The sequence below is a fragment of the Allobosea sp. genome, from assembly GCF_051860145.1.
In the GTDB taxonomy this organism is placed as follows: Bacteria; Pseudomonadota; Alphaproteobacteria; order Rhizobiales; family Beijerinckiaceae; genus Allobosea.
This window is the reverse complement of sequence record NZ_JBHYEM010000002.1, coordinates 121357-134374: the sequence shown is the minus strand read 5'-3', so window position 1 is coordinate 134374 and position 13018 is coordinate 121357. Positions and strand designations below refer to the sequence as shown.

The window sequence follows — 13018 nt, the reverse complement described above, 5'->3', positions numbered from 1 at the left end:
GAGATCATGAGGACTGTCTACAAGACGCTCGCGGCGCTGGCTTTGTCAGCGCTCGCAACGGTGGCGCAGGCGCAGCAATATCCTGAGAAGCCGATCCGCCTGGTCGTGCCGTTTCCGCCGGGCGGCGGGACCGACGTCGTCGCACGCGTCATCGCCCAGAAGCTCGGCGAGGCCACCGGCTGGACCCTGGTGGTCGACAACAAGCCGGGCAGCGGCGGCAGCGTCGGCCTGAGCCTCGCCGGCAAGGCGCCCGCGGACGGTTACACGATCGTCCTGGCGCAAAATGCCAACCTCGTCATCAACCCGATCCTCGGCAAGGCCAACTACGATCCGATCAAGGATTTCGCGCCGATCGGTCTCGTCGCTTCCGCGCCGCAGGTCCTCGTCGTCGCCAAGGACTCGCCCCTTAAGACGGTCGAGGATCTCGTCGCCGCCGCGAAGGCCAAGGACGGCAAGCTGACCTTCGCCTCGCCCGGCGTCGGGACGAGCTCGCATCTGGCCGGCGAACTCCTGCAGCAACTCGCCGGCGTCAAGTTCCGGCACGTCCCCTACAAGGGCGCGGCGCAGGCCCTGCCGGATCTGCTGGGCGGGCGCGTCGAGATCTACATCTCGTCGGTGCCGTCCGCCATGGCGCAGATCAAGGAGGGCACGCTGCGCCCGATCGCTGTGTTCGCGACCAAGCGCGATGCCGACCTGCCGGACGTTCCGACCTTCGAGGAGAAGGGCGTCAAGAATTCCGAGGCCGTGACCTGGTGGGGTTTGGCGGCGCCCGCGGGCACGCCGGCGCCGGTCGTCGCGCGCCTCAACACCGAGCTCAACAACGTGCTGAAGATGCCGGACACCCAGGGCAAGCTGCGCGCAGCCGGCGCCGAGGCACTCGGCGGGAGCAGCGAGCAATTCGGCGCGCTGATCAAGTCCGACGTGCCGAAATGGACGCAGGTCATCAAGGCGGCCGATGTGAAGGTCGCCGACTGAGTCGATGACGTCTGCCGGGATGCCGAGGCCGTGTGCGGAAGCGTCCCGGCTCGGCGATCGCCTCGCAAGAGGCTCGCGAAGCTGTGCCGAACCGCCTGATTGCAGCCGCCGGCACAGTGCGCCCATCAATCCTGAGACGTTGTTCCTGGACGGAAGCCACGCTGCGCCGCCCGACATCACTTTGGACATCTGCCATGAGAACCAGCATCTTCAATAACCAGGACGTCTTGGCCGGCCTGCTGTTCATGGGACTTGGCGCGCTCGGCTTCACGATCGCGCTCGGCTACAAGTTCGGCACCACCATCGATATGGGGCCGGGCTATTTCCCGCGCATCCTCAGCCTCGTCCTGATCGGGTTCGGCATCCTCACCTTCATCAAGGGGCTGCGCAGCTGCGCGCCTGTCGATGGCGGATGGGCCTGGCTGCCGCTCGCCCTGCTGACCGCCTCGCTCCTGCTTTTCGGCTTCCTGATCGAGCGGCTCGGCCTCGTGCCGGCGCTCGCCGCCCTGTTCTTCGTCTCGGCGCGCGCCGGCCATGAGTTCAAGGCGTTGGAGGTGCTCATCCTGACCGCGGTGATGTCGGTCTTCGCCGCCGCAGTCTTCGTCTGGGGCCTGAAGCTGCCCTACAGCCTCTTCGCGTGGAACCTCTGAGCCATGGAGATCCTCGATCATTTCGCGTTGGGCTTCGGCGTCGCGATGTCGCTGCAGAACCTCGCCTATTGCTTCCTCGGCGTGCTGCTGGGCACGCTGATCGGCGTGTTGCCGGGCGTCGGCCCGCTGGTGACGATATCGATGCTGCTCCCGATGACCTTCGGGCTCCCACCGGTCTCTGCCGTCATCATGCTCTCCGGCATCTATTACGGCGCGCAATATGGCGGTTCGACCACGGCGATCCTCGTCAACCTGCCCGGCGAGACCTCGTCCGCAGTCACCTGTCTGGACGGCTACCAGATGGCGCGTCAGGGCCGGGCCGGAGCCGCACTCGCGATCGCCGCGCTCTCCTCCTTCGTCGCAGGCTGCATCGGCACCTTGTTGATCGTCGCGCTCGGTGTGCCGCTCGCCGGCTGGGCGTTGCGCTTCGGCGCCGAGGACTATTTCGCCCTGATGGTGCTCGGTTTGGTCGCGGCCTCGGTGCTGAGCCATGGCGACATGGTCAAAGCGCTCGCCATGGTCGTGGTCGGCCTGCTGATCGGCCTGGTCGGCACCGACGTGAACTCGGGTGCCGAACGCTACACCTTCGGCTTGCCCGAGCTCGCGGACGGCATCGGCTTCACCGTGCTCGCCGTTGGCGTCTTCGCGATCTCCGAGGTCGTCCTCAATCTGGAGCAGAAGGAAACGCGCGAGGTCTTCACCAGGAACGTCGGCGGCCTGATGCCGAGCTGGAGCGACCTGAAAGCCTCGTTCCTGCCGACGCTGCGCGGTACGGCCATCGGCTCCTTTTTCGGTATCCTGCCGGGCACCGGCCCGTCGATCTCGTCCTTCTCGTCCTACATGCTCGAGAAGAAGCTCGCCAAGGATCCGTCCCGCTTCGGCCAGGGTGCGATAGAAGGCGTCGCCGCGCCCGAGGCGGCCAACAACGCGGCTGCGCAGACGGCCTTCATCCCGACCCTGACGCTCGGCATTCCCGGCAGCGCGACCATGGCCCTGATCCTCGGTGCGCTCATCATGAACGGCGTGCAGCCCGGCCCCTCGGTGATGACACGCAATCCCGAGCTGTTCTGGGGCGTCATCGCCAGCATGTTCATCGGCAACGCCCTGCTCGTCGCGCTGAACCTGCCGCTCGTCGGCTTGTGGGTGCGCCTGCTCAGCATACCCTATCGCTGGCTGTTTCCGGCGATCGTCATGTTCTGCGCGCTCGGAAACTACAGCCTCAACAACAGCGCGATCGACGTCTATCTGTGCGCGGCGATCGGCCTGCTCGGCTATGTGCTGGCGAAGCTCAAATGCCCGCCCGCGCCGCTGGTGCTCGGCTATGTGCTGGGCCCGATGATGGAGGAGAACGTCCGCCGGGCGCTCCTCCTGTCGGAAGGCGATCTCACGATCTTCGTGCGCAGCCCGATCAGCCTGACCTTCCTGACCATCTCGCTACTGCTCCTGATCAGCATGGCCCTGCCTGCCATCCGACGCGGCAAGTCCCGCGTCGATCAGGAGGAAGCGAGCGCGACCTGACGCCCCCGCTCCGAAGCACTCTCTCAGCTCCTGTGCCGCGGCCCCGTTTCATCAGCCGGGCACAGCCACCAAAGGATATCCCATGATCGGTTTTCGCATTCTCAAGCGGCGCCGCCGGGTCGACTCCGACCTTGTCGAGCGCTTCCGCACGCTTCCGGTCGCCAATGTCAGCGATTCGATGTCGCGCATGACGGCCGGCGGCGCCTCGCTCCGGCCGCTTCACCGCGGCGGCGTGATGGCCGGCGCGGCGCTGACAGTGAAGACGCGCCCGGGCGACAACCTGATGATCCACAAGGCGCTCGACCTCGCCGTTCCCGGTGATGTCGTCGTCGTAGACGGCGGCGGCGACCTCACCAATTCGCTGATCGGAGAACTCATGATCGCCCATGCCCGGAGGCGCGGCATCGCCGGGATCGTCCTCCACGGGGCGGTGCGCGACTCCGTCTGGATCCGCGAGAACGACCTGCCGATCTATGCGGCAGGCATCAGCCATCGCGGTCCCTACAAGGATGGGCCCGGCGAGATCAACGTTCCGGTCTCGATCCAGGGCATGGTGATCGAGCCGGGCGATCTGGTCATCGGCGATGACGATGGCGTTCTCTGCGTTCCCTTCGAGCACGCCGAAGCCATCTATGCCGCCGCGCACAAGAAGCAGGCCGCCGAGGAAAAGAAGATGCAGGCGATCAACGAAGGCCGGGACGACCGCAGTTGGGTCGATGCCACGCTCGCGCGCCTGGGATGCGCCATCGAAGCATGACGGGCCCCGTGACCGGTGGTCTCGAATCGTTCAACGCCTGCCCTGGCCTATGTGGTTGGTCACCGGATGCTCATTGCACGGCAGCGGTAGCCGTAAAGGTGTAGCCGACGCCGTAGACGACCTTGATAGGCGCCGGCAGGCTGGTGCGCTCCTCGATTTTCCGACGCAGCCGGCTGACGATGGCATCGAGGTGGCGGTTGCCGAAATTTGCTCGGGGCCGGGCGAGCGTCTCCATCAGGTCCTCGCGTTGACAGATGTCACCGCCGCGTCCGCACAGCACGCTCATGAAGGCGAACTCGGTCGCGGTCAGCTTGATCGAGCGATGATTGGGCGCGATCAGCAGCCAGTTCGTGCCATCCAGCACCCATTGATCGCCGTTGCCGTTCGTGGTGCCGGGCAGGGCTCCGTTTCGCCGCAGCAGGCTGCGGATCGCCGCTTCGATCTCGCGCAGCGTGCTGTGCTTGACGAGATAGATGTCGGCCCCGCTCTCGAAGCCCCGGATGCGGTCGTCGCTGTCGCCGAGCGCCGTCAGCATGATGATGCCGCAGTGGCGGGTTTCGCGAATCCGGCTCGCGAGCTCGAAGCCATTGCCGTCCGGCAGGCCGACATCGAGGATGACGACGTCAGGCGAACTGCCGTCCGCGAGCGCCTGACGCAGCTCGTGCGCCGTTGCGACCCCGCTGGCCGTGAATCCGCACAAGCCCAGAAAATCGACCAGATCCTTGCGCAGCCTGGTTTCGTCCTCGACGATCAGAACGTGAGTCACGTCGTCGCCTCCTCTGGCACATCGGCGCCGGATGCCTCACGCGACGAAGGCAGGCGCAGGATGGCCGTCGTCCCCTCTGCGTCATTGGGAACGAGCCGCAATGTTCCGCCGTGATAAGCCAGAAACTTCCGCGCCGCGTAGAGCCCGAGGCCGGTCCCCGTGCTCGCCTTGGCATTGGAGGCTCGAAAGAACCGGCGCCCGATCTTGCTCAGTTCGGCGCCGGGAATGCCGATGCCCCGATCGCGGACCTGGATCACCACGGAGCCGTCTTCCGCCCATGCTTCGATGCGGATCGACCGGTCGTTCGGCGCGTATTTCAGGGCGTTGTCGATCAGGTTGATGATGACCGTTCCGAGCATTTCCGGATCGGCATGGAGAGAGACCGCTTCGTCCGCCACGCTGAAATGCAGACGGTCGCCACGCGTCGTCATCTCGAAATGCAGCCGCGCATCCCCGATCAGGGCGCCGAGCTGTATCGGCTCGGGCTGAAAGCCGTTCTCCCGATCATCCGCCATGAACCGGTCGATGAGGGAGAAGAGGCGGTTGAGCGCCTCGCCGATGCCGGAGAGCCGCTCCCGGGTCGCGGCGGGGGAGGTGTCGCCGACGAGGCCGATCATGTCGGCGGCGTTGCGGATGATCGCGAGCGGCGTGCGGAACTCGTGGCTGACGACGCGCATGAAGTCCGCCTGCTCGTCACGCAAGGCGCGCTCGGCCTCGAGGCTGGCATTCAGCCGGCTTTCGAGCTTTCGCCGCTCCTCCACTTCCCGCAACAGGGCATCGTGCTTCCTGCGCAGGTCGGCCGAGAGCCGCGAACTGACCATGAAGAGGAGGCAGGCGAAGAACGCGATCAGGAAAAGCGTGCCCTGCAACAGGTACCAGGCGTTGCGGTCGGCCAGGATCGGGCCGCTGTCGAAATCGGCCGGCAGCCGATACTCGATCGCGCTCTGCAGGATGCTGGCCGCCATATACTCGGCGAGAAGGCCGATGGTGATCCAGCGCAGCAGCGGCGGCTGCGTCCTGTCGCGCGCGAGGCCCAGGCACATCACCGACATCATGATTACGGTGAAGACGGTCGAGCTGTGAATGCGGATCGCGATGTTGTCGGGGTCGATCGCGACGGCCGCGCTCCAGACGACGATCTGGAAGACGAGGAGCGAGACACCGATCCATGTGTAGCGCGGCTGCCCGAGGAAGCGCGCGAGCCCCTCGGCGAGCAGGACGAGCCCCAGCTTGATGACCGTGTTGTGCAACACGATGGCCGAAGCCGCCGGCTCCGCACCGCGAACGATCATCAGGAGAAGGCCCGCGGCAATGGCCCCGAAGCCTGCGGCAAGGAATTTGAGCTCGTAGAGGTTGCGCCACGCCCGCCACACAAAGATCCAGGCGACAGCCTGCAAACTGGCCGTCGCCAGCGCGACAACCAGAACCGTCTTGAGATCAAGCACCTCGACGCGGGCCCATGAATCGCTCCCCTTGCCAATACTCGACGATATCTAAAAACTTATGCTTTTCCAGGACTTCGCCACCGCGAGGGTGGACTTATTTTTGATAGATTCCGTCAGAATTGAGTTGAATTCAACGGTGGCCTTGCCGGAATCGTGATTCTAATCTGAAACGAGTCTGCTTCGCTATTTGCCGGGGCGGATGATGAAAAGAGCCCTGCAGCGCCGGGCGCGCAGCGCGGGACGCGACGTCGCGGAAAATGTCGCGAGATGGGGGGCAAACGGGTCTTGACCCGCTTGCGCGGCATGAGGGGGTTTTGATGACGGTTTGCAGCCGCGGTTCGCTGACGCGCCCGCTTGCATCTCGCTGCGCCACGGCGCCGATGGCGTCCCAGGCGGGATCGAACGCCGTCCTGGCCGACGCCGGTGGAGACATCGGCACATATGCCAGTCCCGTTTCGCGGCGGCGGAAAAACCTGCGCATGACGACCTCCTGGACCTGCCTTTCGCTCGGATTGTCGCTTGGCGCGGGGCTGTTGCTGTTGCCCCACCCGGCTGCTGCGCAGCAGATCACTCAGGGTGGCGGCACTGGTGGTGGCACCGCACTGGGCGGTGGCGGTGGCGGGATCGCAGGCGGCGGCGGCGCAGCTGCGTGGGACGCGAATGGCGGCTCGGCCGCACAGGTTCCCGGCGGCTCAGCCTCTGCGGGCGAAGCGGGACCCAATGGCATTGGGGGAGTTGGCGGCGCGGGGGGGGCACCCGGAACGCCCAATGATCTCGCGGCTGGCGGTGGCGGTGGCGGTGGCGAGGGCAGCCCCGACAACGCGTTCCCCGGCGATGGCGGAGCGGGCGGAGCCGGAGGCGTCGGCACTGTCCTCAACACGACATCTCCCTTCCAGCTTGGCTCGGGTTTTGCCGGCGGAGTTGGAATGGCTGGCGGGAACCGTCCGGTTGGCAGCCTGGCCGGGGATGGCAGTGCCGGCGGCGGTGCTGGCGGCCTTGTCCTGACAGGCGCCGGCGTCATGCTGGACACGAACGGGTTCGCCATCACGGGCGGCGCGGGCGGCGCGGGCGGCGGTGGCGGCGGCGCCGGACTGGTGCTGCTCGACGGCGGCACGGTCACCGTCGGACCCGGAGCGGGTGGCGTCAGCGCCATTACCGGCGGGCAGGGCGGTGGTGGTGGCACCTTTGCCGGGAACGGCGCCGCCGGGCTGTTCCTGTACAATGGCGGCACTTTGTCCCATCAGGCCGGCACCATCACGGGCGGGGCCGGCGGGTCGGGCCAGTTTACCGGCCATGGCGGTGCAGGCGTTCTGAGCAATCAGGGCGCCATCGACAACCGGGCCACGATCACCGGCGGCAGCAGCGGCGACGCAAATGCGGGCTATACAGTGGCCGGTCGAAGATCGGGCGGGGCGGGCCTGGTAGCCTGGGGCGGGACTGTTGCCAACACAACGACCGGCGTCATCTCGGGCGGCGCTGGCGGCAACCAGACATCGACCAACCCGGTTTATGCTGCAGGCGTCGGTGGCGCCGGCGTGGTGTTCCGGGATGGCCAGACCGCGAGCCTGGACAATGCCGGGACGATTTCAGGCGGTACTGGCGGCACGGTCGCAGTCGGCAGCAATTTTGGTCCCGGCGGCGTCGGCATCGTCGGCGCGGCGAGCGGCGGCATATCGATCATCAATTCCGGATCGATCTCGGGTGGGCTTTCCGGCGACGGCGTGCGCGCCAATGCGGTCGAGCTCTTCGGCAGCGACAACCGCTTCGAGGTGCAGGCCGGATCGAACATCATCGGCAATGTCGTCGTCGCGGCGGGCGGCACGAACAATGTGTTCGCGCTCGGAGGCACCGGTTCCAACAGCTTCAACGTCGTCGATCTAACCTCGACCTATACCGGTTTCACGGCTTTCGAGAAGACGGGCGCGGGCACATGGGTGCTGAGCGGCAGCACAACGGCGACGACGCCCTGGACCGTGACCCAGGGCACGCTGTCGGTGTCGTCCGACGCCAGCCTCGGTGACAGGGCGGGCACGCTTACTCTCAACGGCGGCACGCTGCAGGTGACCGCGGCAGGGGCATTCACGACACGCAACATCGTCCTGGGCGTTGGCGGCGGTGGCTTCGATATCGCCGCCGCCGACGGCGTGTTCATCCTCACGGAACGCGTCACGGGGCCCGGCCGCCTGAGCAAGACCGGCGTCGGCGCTCTGAGCCTGAATCACGTCAACGACTACAGCGGCGGCACGACGGTTTCGGAGGGGGCTTTGGTCGTCTCGGCCACGGGTGCGCTCGGCGCGGGGCCGGTCACCATCGATGCCGCCGGCGCCGGCTCTGCCAGCATGATTTTTGGGACTTCGGCCAGCGCCGGGACATCGTCGATCAGAATTGCCAATGCGAACAGCTATCTGACCTTTGCCGACGGCTCATCCGCCGGCGACGCGACGATCGACAATAGCGGTGTGGTCTCTTTCAATGACGATTCAAATGCAGGCAATGCCAGGATTGCCAATGGCCGCCAGATTTATTTCGGGCACAATGCGACGGCAGGTCATGCCGTCATCACCAACGCAGGAAGTGCCACGCACTTCAGCGACAGCAGCACCGCGGGCCACGCCACGCTCATCAACAATGCCGGTTCATTCCTGCGTTTCTTCGACAGCAGCACGGCCGGCAGCGCCGCGATCAACAACAATGCCGGCCTGGCTTTCCTCGACGGCAGCACGGCCGGCAGCGCCACGATCACCAACAATGCATCTGTAAATTTTGCCGGCACCAGCACGGCCGGCAGCGCCATGATCACCAATAATGCCGGTTCAAGCGTGAACTTCCTCGACCTCAGCACGGCCGGCAGCGCCACGATCATCAACAATGCATCTCTGGATTTTTACGGCACCAGCACGGCCGGCGACGCGCGGCTGATCACCGCGGCTGCTGGTTCAACCTCGTTCAACGGCACGGGGCCGCTCGGGGACGGCCGGGTCTCGGCGGGCTCGATCGAGGGAGCAGGCTCCTACAGTCTCCGCAGCTTAGAGTTGACGGTGGGCAGCAACGGCCTGTCGACCGAGGTCAGTGGCGTCATCAGCGGAGCCGGCGGCTCCTTGATCAAGACCGGCGCGGGGACCCTGGCGCTGTCGGGCACCAACACCTATTCGGGCGCGACGCTGGTCAAGGCCGGCTCGCTGATCGTGAACGGCTCGATCGCCTCCTCCACGGTCTCGGTCGGCAGCGGCGCGACGCTCGGTGGCTCCGGCACGATCGCCGGGGCGGTGACGGTTGGCTCGGGCGGCACTCTCTCGGCCGGCAACAGCCCCGGCACGCTGACGGTCGGGTCGCTAACGCTGAACAGCGGCTCGAACACGGTGTTCGAGCTGAATACGCCGGGCGTGGTCGGCGGCGCCACGAACGACCGCATCATCGTCAATGGCGCAGGCCCGGCCGGCAACCTGCAGCTCGGCGGCACGTTGACCGCGAATGTCGCCTCCGCAGGCTATTACCGGCTGTTCGACGTCACCCGCGGTGGCACGATCAGCGGCAGCTTCGACATGCTGGCGCTGTCGGCGCCGTCCGTCACCGGCGCGACCGGCAAGGTCTACAATGCTCCCTCCGGCACACCGACGCAGGTCAACCTTGCCGTCGTCGGCGCGGGCCAGAGCCTGCATTTCTGGGACGGCGCCGACCTGGCCGGCAACGGCACGGTCGATGGCGGGGCCGGGACCTGGAATGCCGGCAACACCAACTGGACGGGGGTTCCCGGCAACGCCGGGATCAACGCGCCCTGGCTCGGCTCGGTCGGCGTCTTCCAGGGCATGGCGGGACCGGTCACGGTCGCGGGCACGCAGGATTTCGACACGCTGCAGTTCAACAGCGACGGCTATGTACTGAGCGGCGACGCGCTGCGCTTCGGCGTCGCCGGCGGCGGCACGATCAACACCTCAGCCGGCGTCACCACGACGATCGGCTCGGCCCTGATCGACGGCGCCGGCACCGGCCTGACCAAGGTCGGCGCCGGAACGCTCGTGCTCTCAGGGGTCAGCCGCTATACCGGCGCGACGCAGCTGAACGCCGGCGCGCTGATCGTCGACGGCTCGATCGCATCCTCCTCCGGCCTGACGGTCGCTGCCGGCGCGACCCTGGCCGGCTCCGGCCAGCTGCCCTCGACCACGGTGAACGGCACGCTCTCGCCCGGCAACTCGCCGGGCACGCTCACGGTCAACGGCACCCTGACCTTCAACTCCGGCTCGACCTATCTCGCCGAGGTGCAGGGTGGGAATGCGGACCGGGTCAACGTCACCGGAACGGCCGCGCTCGCCGGGACGCTGCGGCTCCTGCCGCTGGGGGGCGCCTATGGCTTCAACAGCGCCTATACGCTGCTCTCGGCGCAGGGCGGGCGGTCAGGCACATTCGGCTCGATCGACCCGGCCGGGACCTTCGGCGACGGCGTGACCACGACGGTGAGCTACACGGCCAACGACGTGCTGCTGACGCTGACGCCAAAGCCGCTGACACCCCCCGTAGACCCCAAGCCGCCCGGCTCGCCCGAGCTTGGCGTGACCTCCCCGCGCAATGCCTATGTCATCGGCAGGGCCATCGACCGGGCCGTGGAGAATGGCGGCGATCCGTCCTCGCTGTTCGGGATCTACAACCTGCCGGCAGCCTCGATCCCGGCTGCGGTGAACAGCCTCTCGGGCGAGGTCCATACCGCTGCGCCGGCGATGGCGAATGTCGCCTCCGACCAGTTCCTGCGCACGATGCTGGATCCGACGGCTGCCGGGCGGCTCGGCGCCGGTGCCGCCGGGCCGGGCACGGCCGCCTTTTCCGGCCTCGTGCGCAAGGGCTCCGGTGAGCCCGTCGCCCCCTCGCGTCTCGACATGCCGTTCTATTCGGTCTGGGGCTCGGCCTATGGCTCCTATGGCCGCACCGACGGCAATGGCCATATCGGCTCGGCCAAGCGCACGATCGACGACGCGCATCTGGCGACGGGCATCGATCTCCGGTTGCTGCCGGGGACGGTAGCAGGTGTGGCGGTCTCGGGCGGCCGGTCTCGGGCCTCGCTGCCGGGCCTGCTCGGCAAGATCGATGCCGACGTGCTCCAGGCCGGCCTCTACGGGGTGACGCAGTTCGGGCCGGTCAAACTCAGCGGGGCGGTGAGCTATGCGCGGCTGGAGAACGATGTCAGCCGCGGCATTCCGGCTCTGGGCTCGAGCCTGTCCTCCTCATATGCGACGACGGCCTGGAGCGGGCGGCTGCAGGCGAGCGCGGCGCTGCTCGACTGGAACGGGCTGACGGTGTCGCCGCTGGCGGCGGTCCAGGCGACGCGGGCGCGCAGCCCGGCCGTGATCGAGGCGAACTGGGCGGGCGCCAATGCCGGGGCGCTCGCGCTCAACAAGCGCAGCGACATCACCGCCCGCAGCGAGCTCGGCCTGCAGCTCGATGCGGACACCTTGCTCGGCGGCGTACCGGTCACGGGCTATGTCCGGGCGGCCTGGGCGCATTATTTCCGGCGTGACAGCGATCTCACCGCGAGCCTGGTCGGGCTACCAGGCGCAAGGTTCACCGCGACCGGCGCCGAGGTAGACCGCAACAGCGCGCTTCTCAGTGCAGGCGTCATGGCCAGGCTCAGCGAGCGCGTCTCGCTCGGCCTCAACCTCGACGGCGAGATCTCCGCCAACAGCAGCCGCCTCGGTGGGTCAGCCCAGCTCAGGGTCAGCTTCTGAAAGTGGACGGTGACCCGCAGCAAAGGCGCGGGATAGTTGCCCCGGCCCTGGGCGGCCGCAATCGGCGCATGGGGCGGCAATATGTCGACCTCAGGACGTTGGAGGCCGACGTCGCTTGGGCCAGCGACGATGCGAGTGCCGGGCCAGCCAGCGTGGCTGCCCGGCATTGTCATCGATCAGGCAACCAGGAAGCCGGCGTCGACCGGATCGTCGCGGTTGATCGTCCAGCGCGCCGTGCCGAGCAGGCCCGCAGTGCCCTTCACGGTCGGGCGCACCGCGCGGGTGCCGTTCAAGCTCGTCTCGCCGATCAGGCAGCCCTCGAAGGTGCCGGAGCCGAGCAGGCCCTCGGAGCGGATCGGCTGCTGCAGCTTCATCAGGCCGCGCGCCTCGTACATCGCCATCATCGCGCTGGTGCCGGTGCCGCCGGGCGAGCGGTCGAGCTGGCCGGCCGAGAAGACGTGGACGTTCTTGTAGAAGGCGCCCTCGATCGTCGGCTCGTGCCAGAAGGTGACGAAGTTGAAGTTGTTGATATGCGCCGAAGCCGGGTGCTGGATCGCGACCTTCTGGCGGAGCTGCTCGCGAGCGATGATGCCGAGCCGGGAGAGCTCCGAGCCGTTCTCCGGCGAAATCCGGAGCGAGGTGCCGCGCAGGTCGATGATCCCGAAATAGTTGCCGCCCCAGACGATGTCGGCCTTGAGCGAGCCGATACCCGGCAGGTCGAAGGGCACGTTCTGCGCCGCGACATAGGCCGGCACGTTCTCGAAGCGGGTCCAGAGCACCTCGGGACCGTCATTGGCGACCTCGGCCGTGACCAGGCCGGCAGTGGTCTCGAAGCGGATCGTGGTGCGGCCGTTCGCGCCGCGCCGGACGAGCCCGAGCGCGACCATCGCCATGCCGACCGCGATCGTGCCGTGGCCGCACATATGGGAATACTGCGTGCCGTCGATATAGATCAGGCCGGCATCGTAGTCCGGGCTCGACGGCGGTGTCAGGAACACGCCGAACATGTCCTTGTGCCCGCGCGGCTCGCGCATCAGCGCGCAGCGCAGCCAGTCGTAGTTCTCCTCGAGGAAGCGGCGCTTCTCCAGGATGCTGGAGCCGGCCGGGTACGGAATCCCGCTATGGATGATGCAGAGGGGCTCGCCCTCGGTATGGGTGTAGACGACGTCGAAGACATTCTGCTGGCGCATGTG

At 67.2% G+C, this 13018-nt stretch carries 8 protein-coding genes; 5 read left to right on the top strand and 3 right to left on the bottom strand.

The features are described 5' to 3' along the window. The first annotated feature begins 6 nt into the window (after nt 1-6). From ACTIF2_RS03870 to ACTIF2_RS03855, 4 genes are all read left to right on the top strand, one after another. Nucleotides 7-975: a Bug family tripartite tricarboxylate transporter substrate binding protein gene (locus ACTIF2_RS03870; protein ID WP_439495721.1), complete on the top strand. Its 969-nt coding sequence runs from the start codon at nt 7-9 to the stop codon at nt 973-975. Nucleotides 976-1169: 194 nt separating this feature from the next. Then, nucleotides 1170-1625, top strand: a complete 456-nt coding sequence (locus ACTIF2_RS03865; RefSeq protein ID WP_439495720.1) for a tripartite tricarboxylate transporter TctB family protein — start codon at nt 1170-1172, stop codon at nt 1623-1625. Nucleotides 1626-1628: 3 nt separating this feature from the next. Beyond that, nucleotides 1629-3143: a tripartite tricarboxylate transporter permease gene (locus ACTIF2_RS03860; RefSeq protein ID WP_439495719.1), complete on the top strand. Its 1515-nt coding sequence runs from the start codon at nt 1629-1631 to the stop codon at nt 3141-3143. Nucleotides 3144-3225: 82 nt separating this feature from the next. Beyond that, on the top strand, nt 3226-3900 hold the full coding sequence (locus ACTIF2_RS03855) for an RraA family protein (protein ID WP_439495718.1): 675 nt from the start codon (nt 3226-3228) through the stop codon (nt 3898-3900). A 70-nt stretch (nt 3901-3970) separates the two neighbouring features. On the opposite strand, the gene ACTIF2_RS03850 is transcribed toward ACTIF2_RS03855, so the two are convergent. Both ACTIF2_RS03850 and ACTIF2_RS03845 read right to left on the bottom strand, forming a co-directional pair. Beyond that, nucleotides 3971-4666, bottom strand: a complete 696-nt coding sequence (locus ACTIF2_RS03850) for a response regulator transcription factor (RefSeq protein WP_439495717.1) — start codon at nt 4664-4666, stop codon at nt 3971-3973. Continuing rightward, nucleotides 4663-6111, bottom strand: a complete 1449-nt coding sequence (locus ACTIF2_RS03845; RefSeq protein WP_439495716.1) for a sensor histidine kinase — start codon at nt 6109-6111, stop codon at nt 4663-4665. Before ACTIF2_RS03845 ends, ACTIF2_RS03850 begins: the two co-directional genes overlap by 4 nt. A gap of 479 nt (nt 6112-6590) precedes the next feature. Here ACTIF2_RS03845 and ACTIF2_RS03840 point away from each other — a divergent pair, with 479 nt between their 5' ends. Continuing rightward, nucleotides 6591-11825, top strand: coding sequence for an autotransporter-associated beta strand repeat-containing protein (locus ACTIF2_RS03840; protein WP_439495715.1), 5235 nt, complete (start codon nt 6591-6593; stop codon nt 11823-11825). A gap of 176 nt (nt 11826-12001) precedes the next feature. Here ACTIF2_RS03840 and ACTIF2_RS03835 read toward each other — a convergent pair whose 3' ends face one another. Further along, nucleotides 12002-13015: a proline racemase family protein gene (locus tag ACTIF2_RS03835; RefSeq protein WP_439495714.1), complete on the bottom strand. Its 1014-nt coding sequence runs from the start codon at nt 13013-13015 to the stop codon at nt 12002-12004. Between the last annotated feature and the right edge of the window lie 3 nt (nt 13016-13018).

Coding starts and splice junctions, on each gene's coding strand:
- ACTIF2_RS03860 (WP_439495719.1), top strand. CDS start 1,629: ATGGAGATCCTCGATCATTTCGCGTTGGGCTTCGGCGTCGCGATGTCG.
- ACTIF2_RS03870 (WP_439495721.1), top strand. CDS start 7: ATGAGGACTGTCTACAAGACGCTCGCGGCGCTGGCTTTGTCAGCGCTC.
- ACTIF2_RS03840 (WP_439495715.1), top strand. CDS start 6,591: ATGACGACCTCCTGGACCTGCCTTTCGCTCGGATTGTCGCTTGGCGCG.
- ACTIF2_RS03835 (WP_439495714.1), bottom strand. CDS start 13,015: ATGCGCCAGCAGAATGTCTTCGACGTCGTCTACACCCATACCGAGGGC.
- ACTIF2_RS03865 (WP_439495720.1), top strand. CDS start 1,170: ATGAGAACCAGCATCTTCAATAACCAGGACGTCTTGGCCGGCCTGCTG.
- ACTIF2_RS03855 (WP_439495718.1), top strand. CDS start 3,226: ATGATCGGTTTTCGCATTCTCAAGCGGCGCCGCCGGGTCGACTCCGAC.